The 22038-nt window shown below is 64.3% G+C and carries 20 protein-coding genes and 2 riboswitches; of the genes, 14 read left to right on the forward strand and 6 right to left on the reverse strand.

Features of this window, described 5'->3' with window-relative positions:
- The first annotated feature begins 23 nt into the window (after nt 1-23).
- Together ACOJUI_RS17170 and ACOJUI_RS17175 are read left to right on the forward strand one after the other, a co-directional pair.
- The gene (locus ACOJUI_RS17170; protein WP_422117732.1) at nt 24-509 is read left to right on the forward strand and encodes a CidA/LrgA family protein; all 486 of its coding nucleotides are present in this window, start codon (nt 24-26) and stop codon (nt 507-509) included.
- A complete protein-coding gene (locus tag ACOJUI_RS17175; RefSeq protein WP_364274418.1) occupies nt 509-1234 on the forward strand; it encodes an LrgB family protein in 726 nt (241 codons plus the stop codon). Before ACOJUI_RS17170 ends, ACOJUI_RS17175 begins: the two co-directional genes overlap by 1 nt.
- A 33-nt stretch (nt 1235-1267) precedes the next feature.
- Here ACOJUI_RS17175 and ACOJUI_RS17180 read toward each other — a convergent pair whose 3' ends face one another.
- Nucleotides 1268-3109, reverse strand: a complete 1842-nt coding sequence (locus tag ACOJUI_RS17180; RefSeq protein ID WP_422117799.1) for a GAF domain-containing protein — start codon at nt 3107-3109, stop codon at nt 1268-1270.
- A gap of 238 nt (nt 3110-3347) precedes the next feature.
- Here ACOJUI_RS17180 and ACOJUI_RS17185 point away from each other — a divergent pair, with 238 nt between their 5' ends.
- From ACOJUI_RS17185 to ACOJUI_RS17210, 6 genes are all read left to right on the forward strand, one after another.
- Nucleotides 3348-4208 (forward strand): class II fructose-bisphosphate aldolase, encoded by an 861-nt coding sequence (locus tag ACOJUI_RS17185; protein WP_422117800.1) that lies wholly within the window; start codon nt 3348-3350, stop codon nt 4206-4208.
- On the forward strand, nt 4208-4987 hold the full coding sequence (locus ACOJUI_RS17190) for an HAD-IA family hydrolase (RefSeq protein ID WP_422117801.1): 780 nt from the start codon (nt 4208-4210) through the stop codon (nt 4985-4987). The genes ACOJUI_RS17185 and ACOJUI_RS17190 overlap by 1 nt, the downstream gene beginning before the upstream one ends.
- Complete coding sequence (dhaL, locus tag ACOJUI_RS17195) at nt 4984-5625, forward strand: dihydroxyacetone kinase subunit DhaL (RefSeq protein WP_422117802.1); 642 nt, start codon at nt 4984-4986, stop codon at nt 5623-5625. Before ACOJUI_RS17190 ends, dhaL begins: the two co-directional genes overlap by 4 nt.
- Nucleotides 5626-5701: 76 nt before the next feature.
- Nucleotides 5702-6697 (forward strand): dihydroxyacetone kinase subunit DhaK, encoded by a 996-nt coding sequence (gene dhaK / locus ACOJUI_RS17200; RefSeq protein ID WP_422117737.1) that lies wholly within the window; start codon nt 5702-5704, stop codon nt 6695-6697.
- A 9-nt stretch (nt 6698-6706) separates the two neighbouring features.
- Entirely contained in the window at nt 6707-7549 is an 843-nt protein-coding gene (locus ACOJUI_RS17205; RefSeq protein ID WP_422117738.1) for a transketolase, read from the forward strand.
- Nucleotides 7546-8484 carry a transketolase family protein gene (locus ACOJUI_RS17210; RefSeq protein ID WP_422117739.1) on the forward strand — a complete coding sequence of 313 codons (939 nt, stop codon included), beginning with the start codon at nt 7546-7548 and terminating at the stop codon, nt 8482-8484. The genes ACOJUI_RS17205 and ACOJUI_RS17210 overlap by 4 nt, the downstream gene beginning before the upstream one ends.
- A gap of 668 nt (nt 8485-9152) precedes the next feature.
- Here ACOJUI_RS17210 and ACOJUI_RS17215 read toward each other — a convergent pair.
- The 5 genes from ACOJUI_RS17215 to ACOJUI_RS17235 form a co-directional block, all read right to left on the reverse strand.
- Nucleotides 9153-9854 (reverse strand): TenA family protein, encoded by a 702-nt coding sequence (locus ACOJUI_RS17215; protein ID WP_422117740.1) that lies wholly within the window; start codon nt 9852-9854, stop codon nt 9153-9155.
- Nucleotides 9851-10696: a bifunctional hydroxymethylpyrimidine kinase/phosphomethylpyrimidine kinase gene (thiD, locus tag ACOJUI_RS17220; RefSeq protein WP_422117741.1), complete on the reverse strand. Its 846-nt coding sequence runs from the start codon at nt 10694-10696 to the stop codon at nt 9851-9853. Before thiD ends, ACOJUI_RS17215 begins: the two co-directional genes overlap by 4 nt.
- Nucleotides 10693-11340: a thiamine phosphate synthase gene (thiE, locus tag ACOJUI_RS17225; RefSeq protein WP_422117803.1), complete on the reverse strand. Its 648-nt coding sequence runs from the start codon at nt 11338-11340 to the stop codon at nt 10693-10695. The genes thiD and thiE overlap by 4 nt, the downstream gene beginning before the upstream one ends.
- Nucleotides 11337-12164 (reverse strand): hydroxyethylthiazole kinase, encoded by an 828-nt coding sequence (thiM, locus tag ACOJUI_RS17230; protein ID WP_422117743.1) that lies wholly within the window; start codon nt 12162-12164, stop codon nt 11337-11339. The genes thiE and thiM overlap by 4 nt, the downstream gene beginning before the upstream one ends.
- Nucleotides 12156-12252, reverse strand: a riboswitch (TPP riboswitch). It overlaps the preceding gene by 9 nt.
- Before the next feature lie 140 nt (nt 12253-12392).
- Nucleotides 12393-13085: a TenA family protein gene (locus ACOJUI_RS17235; RefSeq protein WP_422117744.1), complete on the reverse strand. Its 693-nt coding sequence runs from the start codon at nt 13083-13085 to the stop codon at nt 12393-12395.
- Nucleotides 13086-13201: 116 nt separating this feature from the next.
- Nucleotides 13202-13305: riboswitch (TPP riboswitch) on the reverse strand.
- A gap of 355 nt (nt 13306-13660) precedes the next feature.
- On the opposite strand from ACOJUI_RS17235, the gene ACOJUI_RS17240 reads away from it, so the two are divergent.
- From ACOJUI_RS17240 to ACOJUI_RS17265, 6 genes are all read left to right on the forward strand, one after another.
- Nucleotides 13661-14293, forward strand: coding sequence for a recombinase family protein (locus ACOJUI_RS17240; RefSeq protein ID WP_422117804.1), 633 nt, complete (start codon nt 13661-13663; stop codon nt 14291-14293).
- A gap of 108 nt (nt 14294-14401) precedes the next feature.
- Entirely contained in the window at nt 14402-15412 is a 1011-nt protein-coding gene (locus tag ACOJUI_RS17245) for an Abi family protein (protein ID WP_422117805.1), read from the forward strand.
- 893 nt (nt 15413-16305) lie between these two features.
- Complete coding sequence (locus ACOJUI_RS17250) at nt 16306-19071, forward strand: DNA methyltransferase (RefSeq protein WP_422117751.1); 2766 nt, start codon at nt 16306-16308, stop codon at nt 19069-19071.
- Between the two features lie 105 nt (nt 19072-19176).
- Nucleotides 19177-19962 (forward strand): ABC-three component system protein, encoded by a 786-nt coding sequence (locus ACOJUI_RS17255; protein WP_422117752.1) that lies wholly within the window; start codon nt 19177-19179, stop codon nt 19960-19962.
- Entirely contained in the window at nt 19955-20185 is a 231-nt protein-coding gene (locus tag ACOJUI_RS17260) for an ABC-three component system middle component 6 (protein WP_422117753.1), read from the forward strand. Before ACOJUI_RS17255 ends, ACOJUI_RS17260 begins: the two co-directional genes overlap by 8 nt.
- Complete coding sequence (locus tag ACOJUI_RS17265; protein ID WP_422117754.1) at nt 20185-21909, forward strand: DUF2326 domain-containing protein; 1725 nt, start codon at nt 20185-20187, stop codon at nt 21907-21909. The genes ACOJUI_RS17260 and ACOJUI_RS17265 overlap by 1 nt, the downstream gene beginning before the upstream one ends.
- Nucleotides 21910-22038 lie beyond the last annotated feature (129 nt).

Consider the following 22038-nt stretch of genomic DNA (forward strand, 5'->3'; position numbering starts at 1 on the left):
AAGGTTTCGATGAGGAGACCCCGATGACACCGGAGGACGCACCCCGTACCCGAACGGAGCGGGAGGAAGGCCCCGACGCAGCGCAACGCGATTCGCTGTATAGCAGCCTTCTCACGCTGATCTTCGGATTTGTGCAGATCCTCGCTTGCCTCGCTCTCGGAGATCTGGTGGTCGCCCTGGCCGGGGTTCCCGTCCCCGGGGCGATCCTCGGGATGATGCTCCTGCTGATCGTGCTGTCCGTGAAGGGACACGTGAAGGGAGACGGGCAGGGCCACGGAGAGGGGCTCGCGGCCATCCGCGTCTCCGACCGTCTGCTGGCCTTGCTCCCGTTGCTCTTCGTCCCCGCGGGCACCGGGGTGATCGCGCTCGTGGCGAGGATCCGGCTCGATGCCCTGCCGCTGCTGGCCGGTCTCGTCCTGTCCTGGGCCGCAGGATTGGCCGTCACCGCGGTGGTCTCCCGGTTCGCCCTCAAGGCCCAGAACGGGTTCCGTTCGAGGAGAGCATCGTGATGTCGATGCTGCACGAACTCTGGCGTGTGCTCACCGATTCCCCGGTCTTCGGGGTCGGCCTCACCCTGGGAGCCTTCCTCCTGGCGAATCGGATCGCGACCTGGGTGCATGGGCACCCGCTCGCCAATCCGGTCTTCCTCTCGATCCTTCTGACCTGCCTCGGCCTCGCCCTGACGGGCGTGGACTATCAGACGTACATGACGGGGGGAGAGATGATCGGATTCCTGCTCGCACCGGCAACCGTGGCCCTTGCGGTGCCGCTGCATCGGGAGGCACAGCGCATGCGAGGCTCCTTGATCGCTGTTCTCGCCTCTGTCGTGGCGGGCGCAACTGCTGCTGTGGTCACCGGGTATCTCGTGGTGCACGTGCTCGGAGGGAGCGCGGCGGCGGCCTTGTCTATGGCTCCGAAGACCGCCACCACGCCGGTCTCGATCGCAGTCTCTGAGAAGATCGGCGGGGAGCCGGCGCTCTCCGCGGTGCTCACGATCCTTGCGGGGATCCTAGGGGCGATGGCCCTGGGTCCGGTACTAACGGCGGCGCGGGTGCACGACCCGCGTGTGCGTGGGCTAGCGATGGGTGTTGTGTCCCATGGGATCGGCACCTCGGCGATGCTCCAGTCCGAACCTCGGGCAGCAGCATATTCAGCTCTTGCGATGGCGATCACGGCGCCGGTGGTCGCTCTCCTCTCGCCCCTGCTGGTTGCAGCCTTGCTGATGGTCGGATAGTTCAGGAGTCACCCATGACACCCCACATCTCTCCTACATCTGTTTGACCTGTGCAAGATCGAGCTGGGCGAGCATGGTCCGATTGCGCACCCCGGTCTTTCGCAGCAGCGAACCGACATGCTTCTCCACGGTCTTGACCGAAATATGAAGGGCGGTAGCGATCTCCTTGTCCGGCATCCCCTGGCTCACGAGGTCTCGCACCTCGTGTTCGCGGGCCGTGAGCGCTTCCGCAGAGGGGTCGGCGCTCTGGGTCAGCCACGCGGCGTTCTCGGCATCCAGAAGGATCTCCCCGCGACCGGCAGCGATCAGGGTGCGGACGATCTGCTCTCCCGTCGCGTGATGGCTGAGATACCCCTTGGCTCGGAACCGCGTGCCCGCGCGATACGTTCCAGCGTTGGGAGCCGCGTTCGAGACCACGACTGAAGGATCTCCCGGCAGATGCAGGTTTCCCTCCGCATCTCGATCCACCCCCGATAGAACCTCGATGTCCGCGACCACGATGTCGGGCGCGAGCAGATCACAGGTCGAGACGAGAGTCGAGGGATCATCGAGTTCCCCGACCACGTGCAGGCTCGGCTCGGCAAGGTTCACTAGGCGCGCGATCCCAGAACGATCCACCGGCCAGCGACAGGCGATCAGGACCCGGGTCCGACGGGCCTGCGAATCCTCGCTGAGGCTCGGCGTATCCGGAAGCTGGACGCGTACTTGGGTTCCCCATCCCGGTGTGGAGGTCACGGAGAGATCCCCACCGATCTGCTGCGTCCGGGAACGGACCTGGCGCAGGCCCTGGCGGAGCGGCGGATCCTCGGTGGCGAGCGCCGTCGCGACCTCGAAGCCGACACCATCGTCCTCGACCATCACCGTGAAGGCCAAGGGCTCATACAGCAGACCCACACGCACCTTTGTCGCCTGGGCATGGCGGACCACGTTGTTTAGCAGTTCTTGGACGATCCGGAAGGTCTGGTGCACCGTGTCGTTCGCGATCGGTCGCTCGTCGCCCACGAGCACGAGAGAAGTGTGTGCTCCGCTCGTGGACTTTATCCAGTCCAGTTCGGCGCGCACGGCGTCCTGGAGGGTGCGGCCGCCGAGGCTGTCGGCCACGGAGTCGATCGTGGTCCGCCGGGTATCCTCGAGCGCAGCCTCGGCGGATTCAAGGGCCAGATGGATGTGCTCGCCCACTCTGTTGGCATCGATTACGGCGTCGAGAGCTTGGGCGGCACCGAGGTGGGCGACCAGCCGGGTGAGGTTAGTGCTGAGGGTCTCATGCAGGTCGCGTACGGTGCGCTCGCGCTCCCCGGCGATCACTGCGGTGCGCATGCGCTCGACCGTCTGACGATGGGCTTCCGCATTCACGAGAGCCAGCGCCGCATGGTCGGCGAACAGCTCCAGCAAGGTGAGATCACGTGTGGTGAAGACTGTGTCAGCCCCCGCGCCGAAGACGACGAAGACTCCGATCACGTTCTCCCCATGCAGCATCGGGACGGCAATCACCGCCGAGCGATAGCGAGTGGTCGTCGGGTCGATGTGCCCTCGGTAGACCGCTGCGTACTCGTCGAAGATCACGCCTGATCGCGCGCGCACCACCTCCCCGGTCACTCCTTCGCCGATCGGGAAGGTCTCGCCGGCCTGGCAGCCGACGCTGAGGTCGACCATCTTCGTGTAGGTCCCTGAGCGTTCGTCGACGAGAGCAATGGATCCGCTCGAGGACTCCAGTAGGGACACGGCGCGCCGGAGGATCCGCTCGAGGAGCTGGTCGAGGTCGAATTGACCAGCCAGATCTCTCGCGAACTCGCCGACGATGCGGCGCAACTGGACATGGTCGGGCATCGCCAGATGGGTCTGCGGTGCAGATTGTCGCGTGGCAGAGACGTTCATAGAGCTCCTCGTCGAGCTGGTGTGCTCGGACCGCCGTCGCCCCCGGGCACCAGATGTGAGGAGGGTACCAAGTGGCCATGCCGATGGGCGAGATAGTGGCGCGGGCGATCCCCTGAGGACACACAGGTAGGGGGACCCCGCCTCGGCAGAGCAGGGGAAGTCCTCATAGCACTGAGGACGGGACCTCCGTACCTTGAGAACGCAGGACGAACTGCTGGACCTATGGAGGAGGACTCACATGCCTGTCGCGTCGCTCAACGACATCGTCCGGCCCGCGTTTGAGGAGCGCTACGGGGTGCCCGCGATCAACATCGTCAATGACCTCACGCTGGAGGGTGTCCTCGAGGGCGCGGTCGAGGCGAAGTCCCCGCTGATTGTGCAGACATCGGTGAAGACCGTGCGCTCGGTCGGTGCGCCCGTGCTGGCCGCTATGTGGCGGGCGATGACCGCGGGTATCGAGGTCCCGGTTGCCCTGCACTTGGATCATTGCCCGGATCGTGCGGTGGTCACAGAATGTCTGCGCAATGGCTGGAACTCGGTGCTCTTCGATGCGTCGGAACTGCCGGTTCAGGAGAACCTGGCTCTGACCATCGAGGTGGTCCGCGAGGCGAGGGAGTACGGCGCCCAGGTCGAGGGAGAGATCGAGGCGATCACCGGGATCGAGGACGGACATGGATCGGACGAGAAAGCTGCCAGGGAATCCCTCGAGGTCTCTCTGGATTTCATCGACCGGACAGGGGTCGATGTCTTCGCTCCCTCAATTGGCAATGCGCATGGTACGTACAAGGAGGCTCCTGTGCTCGATTATGATCGCGTGAGCCAGTTGGTGTCGGCCCGAGATATCCCGATCGCTCTGCATGGTGGCAGTGGGCTGAGCAGCGAGCAGTTCCGTGATCTCATTTCCCGTGGCGCCGCGAAGGTCAACATTTCGACAGCGCTCAAGGAAACCTTCATGAAGTCCTCGCTCGAGCATCTCGCGCAGGCCGAACGGATCGATCGGTGGGACCCGCCAACCCTGTTCGATGACGTCTCGCAGGCGGTGCGCACTCTGGTCATCGATCTCGCGAAGGAGTTCGGCAGCGCGGGGAGGGGCGCCTAATGTCTCCTGCTCTCATCTTCGACTGCGATGGGGTTCTCGCCGATACGGAGCGGGACGGCCATCGTATCGCGTTCAATCGCGCCTTCGAGGAGCTCGGAATCCCCTTGCACTGGGGTGATCGGAAATATGCAGAACTGGTGCGGATCGGCGGCGGGAAGGAAAGGATTCGTCACGCACTTTCTGCGGAGCCCGAACTCACCAAGGGGATTCGCGACATCGAGCGCTATGTCGCTGATATTCACGCCCTTAAATCGACCATCTACCAGGTCATGATCTCCGAGGGGACGATCCCTCCCCGTCCCGGTATCCGCCGCCTCGTGGACGAGGCGCTGGCCGAGGGCTGGCAGCTCGCGGTCGCCTCGACCTCGGCCCGGGCCTCGGTCGAGGCGGTGCTACGCACGGCAACGAGCGCGCACGGCTTCTCCCGCTTCTCGATCTACGCGGGTGATGTGGTGGGCAAGAAGAAGCCCGCCCCGGACATCTATGAGCTGGCCGTTGCCGACCTCGGCGTGCGGCCCCAGGAGGTCGTCGTCATCGAGGATTCCGCGATCGGCCTCGCGGCGGCGAGAGGAGCGGGACTCGCGACGATCGTCACCGTGAGCACCTATACCGCCGAGGAAACCTTCGAGGGGGCGGCTCTCGTGGTCGATTCGCTCGGGGAGCCCGGCGCTGAGACCCCGATCAAGGTATTCAGTGATCCGCAGGACATCCGTCCACCGGGATACATCGGCCTTCACGAGGTGGAGGCAGTACGGGTACGGCAACAGGAGGAAAAATGACGGATCAGAGCATCGCGAACGTCGAGACCGTGGTGCGATCGATCGCCGAGAGCGCGATTGCACGAGAGGTCGAATTCGGTGATCTGGATGCGGTCGTTGGTGACGGCGACTTCGGCTACTCACTGGCCCGCGGCTTCGAAAAGGTGATCGCTGAATGGGACAACTACGACCGCACGGACGCTTCGACCTTCCTTGCGAAGGTAGCTCTCACCGTCACCAGTCGGATCGGCGGAACCTCGGGACCGATCTGGGGAACTGCTCTGCTCAGGGCAGGAATGGCGGTTAAAGGGAAGCAGTCGCTGGATGGTGAGGACGCGGTCGAGATGCTCAGGGCGGCTGCCGAGGGCATCAAGACCCGAGGGAACTCCGACGTCGGCGACAAGACCTTGCTGGACGCGCTGGTCCCCGCGACCGACGCCCTGTCCGAGGCGCTCGCCAAGGATGCGCCCGGCTCCGAGGCCCTCGCCACGATGGCGGCCGCGGCGAGGACAGCCGCTGACGCCACGTCCCAGCTCGAGGCACGCCGCGGCCGGGCCAGCTACAGCGGGGAACGCAGTATCGGATCCCCGGATGCCGGTGCCGTCGCGATAGCTCTGATGCTCGAAGATCTTCTCCCCCGCTGGAACTCACACACGTGAGCGGGAGAGATTCGCCCGCGCATGCGACGTGGCTCCAGCAGGACCGAACTGAACCGCACAATGGAGTGGAGGAACGATGAAGAAGTTCATCAACGACCCCAAGAATTTCGTCCCCGAGATGCTCAAGGGGCTCGCCCTAGCGAACCCGGACTCTCTGCGCTACGACCCCGAGTACAACCTCATCGCCCGGGCTGACGCCCCGAGCGATGAGAAGGTCACGATCATCCAGGGCTCGGGCTCCGGCCATGAACCCGCTCATGTGATGGTCGTCGGCCCGGGGATGCTCGACGCCTCCTGCCCGGGCGACGTCTTCGCGGCACCGCCCGTGGAATACGTGTACGAGACCGTGAAGCAGTACGCCTCGAAGAAGGGCGTGCTGCTGATCGTCAACAACTACACCGGCGACAAGATGGCCTTCGAGATGGCGAGCGAACTCGCTGCAGCTGAGGGCATCGAGGCACGCACCCTGTTCGTCGACGACGACGTCTCGGTGGAGGACTCCCTCTACACGATCGGACGCCGTGGCGTGGCCGGGAACTTCTTCGTGATCAAGGCAGTGGGCGCAGCAGCCGAGCGCGGTGCGAGTCTCGAGGAGATCGTCCGGATCGGCGAGGCGGTGAATGCGGTGACCCGCAGCATGGGCGTCGCGCTGACGGCCTGCACACCGCCAGCAAAGGGCAGTCCCCTGTTCGAGCTCGGCGCCGACGAGATCGAGATGGGCGTCGGCATCCACGGAGAACCGGGACGGCATCGGGAGAAGATCACCTCCGCCGACGAGATCACAGATCAAATGCTCGGTGCCGTGGTGGGTGACCTCCCCTTCTCGACGGGGGACCGGGTCGCGCTCATGGTCAACGGACTTGGGGGAACGCCCATCAGCGAGCTCTACTTGTTGTACGGGATCGCCCATGAGTGGCTCGCGGAGCGTGGGATCACGGTCGCCCGGAGCTACGTAGGGGAGTACTGCACCTCTCTCGACATGGCCGGAGCTTCGTTCACGCTTGTGCGTCTCGACCAGGAAATCGAGGGACTGCTGGAAGCCCCCGCATCGATCCCGATCCGCACGTTCTGAGGGGTTGCCGTGACTGTGCGCGAGCTCGAGAGGACAGCGGCCATCGCCCGCGGACTCGTCGTCGAGATGGTGTCCAAGGGAGGTTCGGGACATTTGGGCGGGGCCCTCTCCGCAATCGATGTGATCACGGCGCTCCACTTCCACGTGCTACGCGAGCGTCCCGAAGAACCCGACTGGCCAGATCGGGACCGATTCGTGCTCTCCGCAGGGCATAAGGGGATGGCTCTGTATGCCGTCCTCGCCCTGCGGGGATACTTCCCCCTCGATGTCCTGCAGAGCTACGGCTCTGCCCGCACGGTGCTCCCGGGCCATCCCAATATGCACTCCCTTCCCGGGGTCGAGGCCAATACTGGGGCCCTCGGCCACGGTCTCGCCCTGGCAGCGGGGATGGCCATCGGTGCGCGGGTGCATTCGAACCAGGCACGTGTCTTCACCCTGCTGGGAGATGGCGAACTGGCGGAGGGGTCCAACTGGGAGGCCTTCGCTGCGGCCGCCCATCATCGACTGGAGAACCTCACCGCGATCATCGATTGCAACGGACTCCAGATCAGCGGTCCGACAGCAGCGATCATGAGCATGGAACCCATACCACAGAAGCTGCGTGCCTTCGGCTGGCAGGTCACCGAGATCGACGGCAACGACATGGCTCAGGTCATCGGCGCCCTCGGCGACACTCGGGCCGGCGAGGGGCGTCCCCACGCGATCGTGGCGCGCACCGTGAAAGGCAAAGGGATCTCCTTCGCGGAGGGGGCCGTGGCCTACCACTATTGGAAACCTCAGGAGGGAGAGCTGGATCGCGCCCGCTCCGAAATCTCCGCCCGGATCAGACAGCTTGAGGAGGCAGGGGCATGAGCCTGACCGATCCGAGGAAGCTCCTGGGGCATGCGGTCACCGAGGTCGCCGAGCATGACGAGAGGATCGTCGTGCTCTCGACAGACTCGGGCAACAGCTCGGGTTTCGGTGCGTTCGCGCAGGAGCATCCCGACCGCTATATCGAGCTCGGTATCATGGAGCAAGCGGCAACAGGTATTGCTGCGGGCCTGGCGACGACCGGACTCGTCCCTGTGCTGTGTGCGATCGCCCCCTTCGTGACCTCGCGCAACTTCGAGATGTTCCGCAATGATCTCGGGTACATGCGCCAGAACGTCAAGATCGTCGGGCGCAACGGCGGCATGTCATACGCCGACCTCGGCCCGACGCACTATTCCCTCGAGGACTTCTCGATCATCCGCATGATCCCGGGAGTCGTGGTGATCGCCCCACAGGACCCCGGGGAGATCCGTGCCGCCGCGCACGCGATGTTGAACCACGTAGGGCCCGTCTACCTGCGGATCGGTGCCCAGCAGATCCCGGACCTGTTCACGACGGACGATTTCACGATCGGGCGGGGTCGGCTGATCAGTAGCGGGAATGACGTCACCGTGATCTCGACGGGGACAGCGACCGTGAACACGATGCGTGCGTGCGAGACCTTGCGTGAGGAGGGGATCTCGGTGGAGCATCTGGGGATGCCCACGATCCAGCCGCTGGATGAGCATCTCGTCCTGGAATCCGTGCGGCGCACAGGTCACGTCGTGACCGTCGAGGAGCACTATGTGGCCGGCGGACTCTTCGGGGCGGTCAGTGAGCTGCTCGCGGAGCACTGCCCCACACGGGCGCTCGCTCTCGGCGTCGATCTCGACTATGTGCACGGAGGGCCGTATCCCGCTCTCCTCGAGGAGCACGGACTCACCCCGGAGGCGATCGCGCAGACGATCGCCGCCTGGGCCCGCGATGAGAGGCGCTGAACGCCTCTTCGGCGTGGTCACCCCCGTTCAGCAGCGTCGCCCCCATTCTGCAGAGTCGGTGTTGCTCGTGGGTGCTGATCTGCCCACCACCACCGGCGGGAGCATCGAGGTACCAGGAGACAACGCTGCAGATGTCACCGCTGTACTCGAGCGGTTCCCGGCTCGACTCCTTGAGCCCGTATAAAAAGATTTTTTTTTATTTTGTGAATCCCCGAAGTCGTCTGCACAGGTGACGCGCACGTTGGAGGCAGTCTGCAGAGGAGTGTGATCGCCCCGGCGTGTCCGTACCCGTGTGCACGATGGGCAAGTTGTTCCATAGTCCCGTGCACGACGACGCGATCGACGAGGGTCGGATTGCTGAGCGCGGCCTGCTGACCGTTCCCGATGAGGTGTGGGCGGCTGCGGTGCGCCGGGCAGAGGTGATCGGCCCGCTGGCCTTATTGACTGATAGGACGCGCCTCTTTCGGGGCAGGTGGTGTCTGAAAGCGCTGGCGCTTCTCGTCCGGAGCACCTGCCAGCGCGCCCCGTGCAGTCTTATAACCCGCGTTCGGGGTCTACGACCGTGCGGGGCAACACCATCGGGTGGTAGGAGCTCCAGGGCGGCGACCAGCTCTCGAAAGATCATGATGAGCCGGAGCGCGCGCCCATGGGCGCACGGAAGATTGACCTCAGATGGGCCAGGTCTCCTGCCGGTGGGCGGCGTCCCAGAACATCCACTCGTACTGGGTGGCTCGGTGGAACGCGGTGTGCATGCGCGTCACTGTGCCGGGGTCGGCCTGGTCGGCGAGGTGGTCCACGATGTCCCGGGCGGTGTCGGTGGCGGCGGTGAAGTCTGGATCGCCGTAGGTGGCGATCCAGTCCCCGTACGGGTGCGTGCTCAGATCACCGACGGTGGCCTTCAGGCGGGTGCCGACGTCATCGTAGACCCAGAAGCAGGGCAGGATGCCAGCCGCGAGGACCGGGTAGTTTCCCGATGTTGCGAGGCTCAGCAGGTAGGAGGTGTAGGCAACCGTGGTCGGTGATGGCTCGGCGGCGGTGAGGTCGGTGACATGGGCGGCGTGCAACTGCCGCTCGACCTCGACCACCTCCCGCGCGGCCTGCGCCCAGAACGCCATTTCCTCCGACGCGTGGGCCTGAGCGGCGGCCGCGGCCAGGACCCGGCCGTAGTCGGCCAGGTAGAGCGCGTCCTGGGCGAGGTAGTGCCGGAACGTCTCTTCCGCCAGGGTCGCGTCGGTCAGCTGGTGCAGCAACGGCAGCGCATCGATCGCCTCGCGGACCGTGGCCGTTCGGTGCCATGCCACGGCGCTGAACACACCGGTGTCGTCGTGGTCGCGGATCGTCTCGGGCATGGTGGTGTGTGGGCTGGTCATCGGTCGCCGTCCTTCCGGTCGTTCTCGTCTTTCCAGATGTCGTGGCAGTGGTGCACGGGGCCGGGTCCGTGGCCGATGTGGAGCGCGTCGGCGGCCCGCAGGGTGCCGGTGAGCCAGGTCTTGGCCTGGCGGGTGGCCTCCAGGAGGGAGCCGGTGCGCGGGGCCAGTGCGGCGATCGCGGAGGACAGGGCGCAGCCGGTGCCGTGGGTGTTGACCGTGGGTACCCGCGGGGCGGTCAGGAGCTGCTCGCCCGCGTCGTCGAGCCACAGGTCGGTGGCGTGTGCGTCGCCGCCGAGGTGGCCACCCTTGACCAGTACCCGCGCGGCGCCCATCTCCCGGAGCGCGGCGGCCTGGGCGCGCATGGTGTCGAGGTCCTCGGCGGGGTCGGTGTCGAGCAGGACGGCGGCCTCGGGGAGGTTCGGGGTGATGAGGGAGACGTGCGGTAAGAGCTGGCGCATCGGTTCGACGGCGTCCTCGGCCAGCAGCCGGGAACCGGCGGTGGAGACCATGACGGGGTCAAGGACCACGACCGGCACCGCGTCGGCGCGCTCGTCGAGGAAGGCGAGGACGGCCTCGATGGTGGCCGCGGAGGCAAGCATCCCGATCTTGGTGGCGTCAACCGCCACGTCATCAACGAGGGTGTCCAGCTGGGCGCGGACGAAGTCCGCGGGGACGACATGGACACCGGTGACTCCCTGGGTGGACTGGGCGGTCAGCGAGGTGAGCACTGCGGTGCCGTAGGCACCCAGTGCGGAGAAGGTCTTCAAGTCGCCTTGGATGCCGGCCCCGCCGGAGGGGTCCGAGCCGGCGATCGTCAGCGCGACCGGCGGGCGGGGGCTCACGGCTGACCGTCCCAGGTGGCCCGCAGGCTTGCGGCCGCCGCGGCTGGATCTTCTGCGGCGCACACCGCGGACACGACCGCCACTCCGGCGACCCCACTGTGGCGCAGCGCACCGGCCCGCACCGTGGTGATACCACCGATGGCGACGACCGGCCACGGGCTCGCGGCGGCCACCGCGGCCACCCCGTCCGGGCCGATCGCAGGGCCGTGGTCGGGCTTGGTCGCCGTCGGCCAGACCGGTCCGACGCCCAGGTAGTCCAGGACGTCGTCACCGAGTGCTCGGGCGGCACGGACCTGCTCGATCGTGCTGATCGACAGCCCGACGATGGCGTCCGGCCCGAGCAGCTGCCGGGCCTGGCTGGGGGACATGTCGCGCTGACCGACGTGGACGCCGTCGGCGCTGATGTCCTGAACGAGGTGGACCCGGTCATCGACGATCAGCGACACCCCGCTCCCCGCCAGCACCTGGCGCACCGCCAGGCCGAGGGCGACGAAGTCGGCGTCGGTGGTCCCCGGGTCACGCAGCTGCACCATGGTGGCCCCGCCCGCGACCGCGGCCTCCACCGTCGCGGGCACCCCCCGCGGCCCGCACAAACCGGTGTCGGTGACGAGGTAGAGGCTGAGGTCCACCGGCCGGCGGGTCACCGGAGCACCACCTTCTCGGTCAGCTCCTTCGGGTCGAGGGTGGCGAGGGAGTCCAGCAGCGCGACGGCGAAGCTCCCCGGCCCGGCGGCACGCTCGGCCGCGACCTCGGCCGCCACGGTGTACGTCGCGGTCGCCGAGGTAGCGGCCAGCAGCGGGTCGTCGGCGGTGGCGGCGAAGGCGGCCATGAGGGCGCCCAGTGCGCACCCGCCCCCGGTGACCTTGGTCAGCCACGGATGGCCGTTGCCCACCCGGACCAGTCGGGTGCCGTCGGTGAGGTGGTCGACTTCACCGGAAACCGCGACGACGGTGCCGTGCTCCCGTGCCAGCACGCGGGCGGCGTCGACGGCGTCCTCGGCGGCATCGACGCTCTCCGGACCCCGCCCACCGCTGCCCCCACCGGCCAGAGCAAGAATCTCCGAGGGGTTGCCGCGGATGAGCGCCGGGGCGGCGTGTGCGAGCAGGCCCGTGGCGACTTGGGTGCGCCAGACGAGCCCGCCCACCCCGACCGGGTCGAGTACCCACGGGGTGCCGGCCGCCGCGGCGGCGCTGACCGCGCCGTGCATCGCGGCCACCGTCGCCTCCTGAGGCGTGCCGAGGTTGACCAGGACCGCATCGGCGACAGCGGCGAACGGCCCGGCTTCCTCCGGGTTGTCGACCATCGACGGGCTCGCGCCAACCGCGAGCAGGACGTTCGCCGTCCACTGGGCCACGACGACGTTGGTCAGGCACTGCACCAGCGGGGCGTGCCCGCGCATCGCGGCCAAAGCCTCGGCCACCGCGGCAGCATCGAGTGGGACGGCAGGGACGGAAGAAGGTGCCGACATCGGCGACGTTCCCTTCGCTAGTACGAACTAGATCAGGTTCAACGGGTGTGATCTCAGCCGTGCCAGCACGGCACCCCGCGTCACTCATTAGCCTACAGCCGGGACGTCGGAACGCGGCCCGCGGCCTCATCGCCCACTGAGTTCGGGCACCCCCCGCAGGTTCAGTCGCGCGATCTCCGGTGACCGTTCAGCTCGATGACGGGACCACGACGGTCACCGGCCCGCGCCTCACGCGTAAGCGGTATCGAAGAACGCGAGTTCGAGGTCGACGACGTGCTTCCACACCGCGGCGAGGCGATCGCGCGCAGCAGAATCCTGGAGGAAGACGCGATCCAGCTCGTCGACGAGGAACTGCACCCACTCCTGGAAGCCGGTGCCGCGGTGGAGTTCGATCCACTCGCGGTGGACGAAGCGTTCGGGCATCGGCGCCTCGCGCTCGCCCCAATCGAGGTAGAGCCATTCGGCGATGACGAGGAGAACGAGCAGGTGAGGGTACGACTGCGATCGGGTCGCCTCGGTCATCGCCTCCCTGAACGCGGTGGTGGTGGGAGTGAGTTCGGGTGCGGTGCGTTCGGACTCAGGAACTCCGAGCTCGTCGAAGGACCGCTGGAAGTAGCCGTCCTCGTCCGACGCGAGCATGCCGAGCTGGCGGGCGAAACGCAGTTTGGCGGGCACCTCGTCCGCGTAGGCGACACATGCTCCCAGCATGGAGAGGAAGGTGTCGAAGAACTGGTAGTCCTGCACGAGGTAGCCGATGAGGACCTCGTCGTCGATCGTGCCGGCGAACAGTTCCCTGACGAAGCGGTGGCCGACGGCGGCGTCCCACGGCTCGGCCACCGAGGCGCGGAGTTCCGCGACGTCGCCGTTCGGGTCGACGGTGATGGTGGCGATGGCGGGTGTGGATCGGTGAGCGTCGGTCATGAGCGTCTCCTCTGTCGAATTGTGCGCTGCCGTCCATGGCAAGGCGCGTCGACAGGGGAAGGATGTCCGGCGGGTGCAATTGCATGCGAGAACGCATAGGTGGATGTTCGCGAGCGAACGGTCACCACACGACTTCCTCCGCCGGTGCTAACCGGTTCAGGTTCAAGGGTCTGCTTGCGCACTCTCAGCGCCCATTCACGGCGCTCCCCTGTCGTACGGGTCGAGTGTACACAGTTGCTGATCGGGAGTGACTCCGCAGGCGAACAGGCGATTCGGCCGCAGACGCGAACTTGTGAAGACAGGTCGACACCCCCTTGCCATCGTGGGTCGTCGCCTCACCAGACAACGACTACGCAACCTCTGAGCTGTGCAGCCGACTGCGGACACTCGTGCAGTCGACTTCGGACACTGACAGCACTGATCTGGTGAGAATCTCTAAAGGTTCCGAAACCCCGGCCTGGACACAGCGTGCCGTTCAGGTATACCCAAACGCGACACACATCGCCGAGGCGTCGCCGCTGTTCCACTAAGTCCATTACCGTGTTTTGATACATGTCTCGGCTAGGGTCTAAGACATGAATGGAACACATCGGGCCCCGGGGCAGCGCGTCGCGTACCTCCGGGTGTCATCGGCCGGCCAGAACCTCGCGCGGCAGCTCGAGGCGGTGGGGGAGTGCGACCAGATCTTCACCGAGAAGCAGTCCGGCAAGAGCGCGAGCGACCGCCCGCAGCTGCAGGCGCTCATCCGGCACGTCCGCCGCGGTGACCACGTCGTCGTCGCGTCGATGGATCGTCTCGCCCGGTCGGTCATCGACCTCAACGACATCGTCCAGCAGATCACCGGCGACCCGACCGAGCACACCGAGCAGCGCCCCCGGAAGGGCGCAAGCATCGAGTTCCTCAAAGAGCGACTCACCTTCGAGCCCGGACACTCAGACCCGATGGCCGCATTCCAGCTGAACATGATGGGCGCCTTCGCGCAGTTCGAGCGCGAGCTCATCCGCCAGCGCCAGACCGAGGGCATCGCCGCCGCGAAGAAGCGCGGCGCCTACAAGGGCCGGCCCCGCAGCCTGGAGAGCGACCAGATCCGCTCCGTCCGCAACGCCGCCCTCTCCGGCAAGCCCAAAGCCCAAATCGCCCGTGAGCATGGCATCAGCCGATCCACGCTGTATCGCTATCTCCGAGAGCCGACTGACCCCAGAAGGTGAGCTAGGTTCTACTCGGCTTGCCCCGTGTGACGCGTCCGCATAGGATGTGGGCATCACGACCAGCCTTTCGTCTCGCATCGCGAGGGGGGAGGCTGGTTTTCTGTGTCTATGAACCTTATTCCTTACGCCAAGCCGTTCCTCCCGGTTCCAGATCAGGTCGCTCTGCTTCGTCAGCGCAACATGATCATCGACGACGACGCCGACGTGGCTACTTGGTTGCAACGGGCTGGCTACTACAGGCTCAGCGGCTACTGGTACCCCTTCCGCCGGAGCGAGGTCGTTGGCAAGGTGGCATTGGCCAACGGCGCGACCCGCGACGACATACAGGTGCACGACGATCTGACCCATGGCACCACCTGGAACCAGGTGGTGGAGCTCTACGAATTTGACCGCGAGCTTCGACGACTTGTATTTGATGCCATCGAGCGGGTAGAAGTGGGCCTCCGATTTCACGTCGGACACACTCTGGGCGATCGGGGAGGCGCCGAGGCTTACCTCAACTCTGCCAACTTAGATGCGCCTCAAGTGACGCTAAAAAAAGGCCGACGCGCGCTCAGCCAGCATGACCAAATCCTGGCGAAAATTCGACAATCCATCGAACAATCTGACGCGCAATTTGTCGATCATTACAAAAAAACCTACAGCTCCCCGATGCCAATCTGGATGCTTACAGAGCTTCTTACCTTCGGCGACCTGCTACTCCTTTTCCGTGCCCTTGCGACACGGGATCGTGACGCTATCGCTCGGGAAATTGGCCTAATAGATCCCTCGGGATCTGGGGCAGGCGGAGCCCTCCAGGCTTGGTGGAAGAACCTCCGATACATTCGAAATACCTGCGCTCACCACTCGCGCTTATGGAACCTGAACGTAACCCAACGCATCGGCGATAAGCACCTGAGCTCATTCGATGTGCTCCGCCATGCGGCGGGGGCCACGCGGCCGCGGCTGTATCCGACCCTTGCTGTGCTCTCCTTCCTAACTCACCGCATAAACCCGGCGGACGACTGGTGCTGGAAGCTCCGAGAGTTCCTCGACGATGCCCCTCGCGCGGGCCGGTCCTTAGATGAGATGGGTTTCCCGTCGGGCTGGGAGTCGGAACCTGTTTGGAACCTCGCTTGACTGGTTGCTTTTCTAGCCGGATCTAGCTTCCGTGGTCGGTCATGGATGCGCAGCTCAGGGCGGCGTAACTGCCGGTATGCGGCGATCGGGAATTGATGCCAATGGAGTATTCTTAGTCTGCAAAAATGGCTGGTGGCCGCATCGGCTTCCCGCCTGAATCCCGGACGTGGGATTCCCAGACTTCGCCGTGGACGGCCCATCGGTCCGCAAGCTCGTATGTCATAGTTGACAGTGCGCCCTGGGTGAACGAAGCCCATTGCCTCGCGTCAGCTTCGAAGGCTTTACCCTCGTCCGTGCTCATGGAGTTAATAAATTCCCCCTCTGACCTCAGCGCTTCAAGGGCTTCGCGCATGTCCAACGGTAGTGACCGTGATGATGCAAGCATCATGAGCCCGACCGACGCCTCCGACAGGAGCCGCCGCCCCGCAAGCGAATTAACGTCTTGCCTGAGGGATGCAGAGTCAAGGTGCTGCTTGATGGTTGCAAGCTGTGCGCGTATCTCATCAACTGCGACTCGCGTGCGATCATATCGCCATGCGTCCCGTCTGTCGTTGCGGGCTCGCCGACCTTCTGCTCGTATCGCAATCCAGGCGAGCAGGATCGTCACCGTCAACGGCGCTGCCAATTCTACCGCTCGAAACAGGTCGAATCCGCTGTTAGCTGCGTCCGTAGGTTCCATGGTGCAATCCTGACTCATTCCCGCTGCAACGAGAAGTCCTGCGGCGAGTTTGCCCGAGCATCCTCCCCGAACTTCCGGGATGCGTTCCCGAGGGGAGCTGTAGCGCTCCCTCGAGCCGCCTCCACCCCTCGTCGGCTGACAGGGACTGGCCTCGTGACAGCCTTTTCATGACCTGCTAGTAGGCTCACAGGGAGTCATCACGCGAGGGAGATCCATGGCGAAGGCGCTGTCGTTGAACGAGATCCGACGGCGCGCTGCGCAGTTCGTCGTGGACTGGCGTGACGAGCCAGGGGACGAGCGCCAGCAGGCGCAGTCGTTCATTCGAGACCTGCTACGGGTCTTTGGGATCACGAGCACGAAGGCTGCGCTGTACGAGAAACGTGCGAAGCGATCCTCAACCGGACATCGCGGGTACATCGACGCGCTCCTGCCCGGCCTGTGTGCGATCGAGATGAAGTCCGCCGGCAAAGACCTCGAGGCGGCCGAACGCCAGGCGCTCGACTATATCGACGACCTCACTGACGTGGAGACCCCGCGCTGGGTCATCTCCAGCAACTTCACCGAGTTCCGGGTCCTGGATCTCCAAGCTCCCGACGGCGCCGACACGCGCACCTTCGCCCTCGAGGAGCTACCGGCCAACTCCGATTTGTTGGCGTTCCTGGCTGGCTACCGGACCAGCTCTTTCGGTAGCCAGCAGCAGGAAGAAGCCTCGGTCAAGGCCGCCCAGATCATGGCGGACCTGTACGGAGCGCTGTCAGAGTCCGGCTACGACGACCACGATGCATCGGTGTTCCTCGTGCGGGTGCTGTTCTGTTTGTACGCGGATGACGCCGGCGTGTGGGGTGAGCGTGACCAGTTCTATGAGTTCCTCGAGCAGCGCACCAGCGAGGATGGCGCTGACCTTGGTCCGCAACTGGCGATGCTGTTCCAAGCCATGAATCGCGAGAGCAGCAAGCGGCAACGCAACTTGGACGAGTCCATCGCTCGATTCCCCTACGTCAACGGGGGCATCTTCGCTGAACCCGCCTCGATCCCCTCGTTCGACTCGAATATGCGCGAGCTGCTCCTGCAAGCCTGTGCGTTCAACTGGTCCGCGATCTCTCCGGCCATCTTCGGGTCCCTGTTTCAGGCAGTGAAGGACTCCCAGGCTCGTCGCGAGCTCGGCGAGCACTACACGACCGAAACGAACATCCTCAAGACCATCCAGCCGCTATTCCTCGACGAGCTCCGCGCCCGCTTCACCGACGCCGTGCACGACACCGGCAAGCTCAAGCGACTCCGCGCCGACCTCGGTCAGCTGCGCATCCTCGACCCTGCCTGCGGCTGCGGAAACTTCCTCGTCGTCGCCTACCGGGAGCTACGCGCCCTGGACCTCGACATCCTCAAGCGCCTCCACGAGCTCGGCGACACCAGCTGGCAGTCACCGACCGCCTTCTTTCTCAAAGAAGACCTTCCGGTCACCCTGGACCACTTCGCCGGGATCGAGATCGAAGAATGGCCGGCCCGGATCGCCTCGACCGCCCTGCACCTGGTCGATCACCAGGCCAACCAGGCCATGGAACTCGCTCTAGGGAAGGCGCCAGACCCGCTGCCGTTGGACAAGATCGAGACCATCCACGTCCACAACGCCCTGCGCGCAGATTGGTCTCGGATCTTCCCCGCCTCGCCGCAGGTGATGATCGTCGGCAACCCGCCCTTCATCGGCCACACGACGAAAACCCGCGAGCAAGTCGAAGACCTCAAAGCGGTCTGGGGTGAGGACTACGACGGCTACCTCGACTACGTCACCGCCTGGTACAAAAAGGCAGCGGACTACTTCCACTACACCCGCGGGGGACGATTCGCCTTCGTCTCCACCAACTCCATCGCCCAGGGCCTGCCCGTCGCCGCCCTGTTCAAGCCCATCCTCGGAGCCGGCTGGCGCATCCGCTTCGCCCACCAGACTTTCGCGTGGACCTCCGAAGCTCCCGGACTTGCTCACGTCCACTGCGTCATCGTCGGCTTCGACAAGCATGAGAAGACTCCCGCCGCGCTCTACAGCTACGACACCCCGAAGGGACAGCCCGAACAGAGGCCTGCACGCAGCATCAACCCCTACCTGGTCGACGGACCGAGCGCATACATCGACAAGCGCTCCAAACCCCTAAGCCCGGAGTTGCCCGCAGTTCAGTACGGGTCAATGCCCAACGACGGCGGCCACCTGCTCGTGGGCCCGGACAGTTACCCGGAGGTTTCGCTAGACCCTGCCGCGAGCAAGTACCTCCGTGAGTTCGTTGGCGCGCGGGAGCTCATCCGCGGGACACCCAGATGGTGCCTCTGGCTGGAGAATCTCGACCCTGCCGATCTGCAGCCCAGAGGTGTACTTCGTGGACGCATAGATGCCGTTCGCAGCTACCGGGAAGCTTCCCGCCGAGCGGCGACGAGCAAGCTAGCCGCCACTCCCAGCTTGTTCGGAGAGCGCCGCCAACCAGGAGTTCCGTACGTCTGTATTCCACGCCATTTTTCTGAAGCCCGGCGGTATGCGACCGTCGCTCACTTCGGGCCCGAGGTCATCGCCGGCGATGCAAACTTCACCGCCGAAGATCCCACCGGGTACCTGTTCGCGATCATCAGCAGCTCCATGTTCATGGCTTGGCAGCGCGCCACAGGTGGCCGCATCAAGTCCGACCTGCGATTCTCCGCCACGGTTGTTTGGAACAACCTCCCTCTGCCCGGGGTGAGTGACAGTGTTCGAGCGAAGATCATCGCTGCAGGCAGCGCCGTGCTTGATGCGCGTGCCATGCATCCAGGTCGCTCGTTGGCGGATCACTACAACCCTCTCGCCATGGATCCCGCTCTCTTGAAGGCGCACGATGCCCTGGACCGGGTCGTCGACAAGGCTTTCGGTGCCAGGAAGGCGCTGCACACCGAAGAGGAACGCCAAGAGGTGTTGTTCAAGCGCTACGCCGAGCTGACGGCCGACCGATCGTGCCTGTCCTGACGACCGCAGGAGCCAGGCGCGGCGCAGACAGCCCAGAGTCAGTTGGCGTTCTCCCTGAGCGCGGCGATGCCAGAGAAGCCTGTATGCGGTTACTACTGTGGGGCCATGGGTGGAACTTCGTTGAGGGATCGCGTTCCGCGCGCCCAGGAAAAAATCGTGATTGCTCGCAGTGGCAACAAGTGTGCTTACCCCAACTGCGGCATTGACCTGACCATCGAGCCGAAGAGTGTGGGCGATCAGCCGAAGGCGACGGGCAAGGTCGCCCACATCGCGGCGGCTAGTCCGGGTGGCCCTCGGTACGACGAGGACATGAATCCGGAGGCACGCGGCTCGGCAGACAACCTCATCTACCTATGTGGCCCCCATCATGACGTCATCGACACGCAGATCGAATACCACACGCGCGAGTTCCTTCTTGAGACCAAGCGCGCTCACGAGGAGGCGGTCGCGCGCGCTTTGCGGAGCGCTCTTGGAGCGGTGACGTACGAAGAGCTTTCCGTGGTGTGCACGGTTCTAGCTAGTGCGCCTGCGCCTCAGCAGCTCGGAGTTGAACTAGCTCTACCATTGCAGGAAAAGATCTCTCTGAATAGCCTCGGGCCACTATCCGTCCAGCGGATCACCGACGGCCTATCGCAAACGGCGAGAGTCGAGGCTTTCATCCAGTTCCAAGGCATGGTATCGCCGTCATTTGGGCGCGTGCTGGTAGCACGCTTCAAAAGCGACTATTATGCCGCCAGGGCGGACGGCCTCGAGTCCGATGAAGTTTTCGACTACCTCGTGGAGAAGGCGATCGAGAACGCGGGCCCTCGTGACACCCCTCAAATTCGGGCTGCGGCGCTGGCCGTGGTCGCGCACCTCTTCGAGATTTGCGAGATTTTCGAACGTGAGTGAATATTTTCCTGACAAGTTCACGCCCCCGGAGCGCACAGTCATCGGCGAGGCTGCGGCGCTCTTGGCGCTTCTAGGCGACCGTAGTATGAGCGTTGGCCAGCTGTACGTGGAGCATCGACAGTCATCCGGCAGCTCGACTTATGATGCCTTCGCGGCAGCGCTGACGTTCCTTTACGGTGCGGGAGTACTCGATTATCAAGGTCAGATCGTGAGGGCCAGCTAATGTTCATTCGCCTTAGCGCAAACCGGGACGAATTTCAGCCGATAAACTTCCGGCCGGGGTTTAATGCGGTCATCGCCGAACGCGCTCATGATTCCACAGATCAGAACAGCCGTAATGCCCGTGGCAAGTCGACGATGCTTATGTTGATGAATTATGTGTTGGCGGGAAACCTACACAGTAGTTTGCGTCCGCTCGCCGACGACGGTTGGGAAATTACCTTAACTCTGGAAATGTTTGGTGGCACTGTTGCGGCGACTCGTTCGCTCGCGAGCGGTCGTAGGCTATCGATCAGGGCTGAGGGGTCTTCACGCTACGTTATTAACCCGTGGCTTTCGGAGGGCCAGGTCACGGTCGATAGTTGGAAAGCGCTGCTAGGGCTCGCCCTGTTCGGCCTAGAGCCGGCCGAGGGGAGTGAGGGGGGCAAATTGTCTGTGCGCACGCTTCTCTCATACGTCATTCGAACGGAAACACCCAGAGATCCCCTAAAGGTAATTGCTCAACAGGGCGCAACTAGCAGCAGGGAGCATGTTGCGTTCCTGCTCGGGTTGGACTGGGAAGTAGTCCACGAGCTGTCGGCCGTGAAGAAGAGCCTGGAGCAGCTGAAGGTCATCACGGCTGCCTCACAGGAGGGGCTCGTCGCGACACTGCGGCCGGAGGAGGAGTTGGTACTTGAGCGGGCCGCATTGAAGAACGAGGCCGACGAATGGCGCCAGCGGATCTCGGGATTCCGAATCCTTGAGGATCCAAACTCCTTGGTGGCTCGAGCCAACCAGTTTACTGCGCAGATCACGAGATTGCGGGACGAAGCGGTGGTAGACCGGCGAATGCTCGAGCTGTACGTCTCCTCTCTCGCCGACGCGCAAACCGCCGGCGAGGACGCCCTGCCTATCGAGGAACTGTTCAGCGCTGCGGGCGTAGTCCTTGCCGACGGATTTAAGCGGCAGGTGCACGAGGTGCGCGAATTCCACGCAACATTGATCACGAACCGCCGGCACTTCTTGCACGGTGAGATTGAGGCGCTTAACGCGCGCATCGCGGCACGTGCAACGGAGCTTTCTCGCCTGGACGATCAGCGCGACGGCGCACTTCGCGCTCTGGATGCAGGGGGTGCGCTCGAAGAGTTAGATGCGATGCGCGCGGAGCTTAGTGACATCGAAGCGCGTATGGCGGCACTAGATCTTCAGATCGAGCAAGCTCGAGAATTAGTTACTCTTCGTGAAGAGCTAAAACTCGAACAATCTACGAAGCGAAGTGAAGCAGTGTCGCAGCTAACTACATCACGGGAGAAATTAGATCGCGTTGGCGATCGTTTCAGTCACAAAATGCGACAGCTTTATGGCAGGGATGCTGCGCTTACAGTCGCCGTTGATGACGGTGGCTATAAATTTAACATTCGTGCTTCGGGCTCCGGCAGTATCGGAGTTAACCGGATGGCGCTTTTTTGCTTCGACCTCACTATGCTCGAAGAGGGCATCGCATCCACTTATCACCCGGACTTTCTTGTGCATGATTCCGTCGTATTCGACGGTGTAGACCCTCGCCAGCGGGCAGGAGCACTTCAGCTGGCGCAGACTATTGTCGAGTCGACTGGAGGGCAGTACATCTGCACCATCAATAGCAACGACGTCCCCGACGAAGTTCTCGATCAGGAGTGGTTCAAGAACGGCGTAATACGAACCGTTTTGGATACCGAAGTCGGCGGCCTCGTCGGGCGGGACTTCTAACGAAGTCGGTAATCAGGAAGCGGGGCCGCACTTGCGAGGCGAACGCTGAACGGGCTGTATGGCCCATTGGTTGTTTTCCACAGAGCTAGCAGCGCTGTCAGCGCCGTAGTTCTGTGCCTAGGGCTCGTC

The organism is Brachybacterium sp. UNK5269, from assembly GCF_049266655.1.
Classification (GTDB): Bacteria; Actinomycetota; Actinomycetes; order Actinomycetales; family Dermabacteraceae; genus Brachybacterium.

Bases quoted from the DNA above. Each gene is read 5' to 3' on its own strand.
- ACOJUI_RS17250 (WP_422117751.1), top strand. From the start codon at position 16,306: ATGGCGAAGGCGCTGTCGTTGAACGAGATCCGACGGCGCGCTGCGCAG.
- ACOJUI_RS17175 (WP_364274418.1), top strand. From the start codon at position 509: ATGTCGATGCTGCACGAACTCTGGCGTGTGCTCACCGATTCCCCGGTC.
- ACOJUI_RS17240 (WP_422117804.1), top strand. From the start codon at position 13,661: ATGAATGGAACACATCGGGCCCCGGGGCAGCGCGTCGCGTACCTCCGG.
- dhaK (WP_422117737.1), top strand. From the start codon at position 5,702: ATGAAGAAGTTCATCAACGACCCCAAGAATTTCGTCCCCGAGATGCTC.
- ACOJUI_RS17180 (WP_422117799.1), bottom strand. From the start codon at position 3,109: ATGAACGTCTCTGCCACGCGACAATCTGCACCGCAGACCCATCTGGCG.
- ACOJUI_RS17185 (WP_422117800.1), top strand. From the start codon at position 3,348: ATGCCTGTCGCGTCGCTCAACGACATCGTCCGGCCCGCGTTTGAGGAG.
- ACOJUI_RS17245 (WP_422117805.1), top strand. From the start codon at position 14,402: ATGAACCTTATTCCTTACGCCAAGCCGTTCCTCCCGGTTCCAGATCAG.
- ACOJUI_RS17210 (WP_422117739.1), top strand. From the start codon at position 7,546: ATGAGCCTGACCGATCCGAGGAAGCTCCTGGGGCATGCGGTCACCGAG.
- thiM (WP_422117743.1), bottom strand. From the start codon at position 12,164: ATGTCGGCACCTTCTTCCGTCCCTGCCGTCCCACTCGATGCTGCCGCG.
- ACOJUI_RS17190 (WP_422117801.1), top strand. From the start codon at position 4,208: ATGTCTCCTGCTCTCATCTTCGACTGCGATGGGGTTCTCGCCGATACG.
- ACOJUI_RS17235 (WP_422117744.1), bottom strand. From the start codon at position 13,085: ATGACCGACGCTCACCGATCCACACCCGCCATCGCCACCATCACCGTC.
- ACOJUI_RS17265 (WP_422117754.1), top strand. From the start codon at position 20,185: ATGTTCATTCGCCTTAGCGCAAACCGGGACGAATTTCAGCCGATAAAC.
- ACOJUI_RS17255 (WP_422117752.1), top strand. From the start codon at position 19,177: ATGGGTGGAACTTCGTTGAGGGATCGCGTTCCGCGCGCCCAGGAAAAA.
- ACOJUI_RS17170 (WP_422117732.1), top strand. From the start codon at position 24: ATGACACCGGAGGACGCACCCCGTACCCGAACGGAGCGGGAGGAAGGC.
- ACOJUI_RS17215 (WP_422117740.1), bottom strand. From the start codon at position 9,854: ATGACCAGCCCACACACCACCATGCCCGAGACGATCCGCGACCACGAC.
- dhaL (WP_422117802.1), top strand. From the start codon at position 4,984: ATGACGGATCAGAGCATCGCGAACGTCGAGACCGTGGTGCGATCGATC.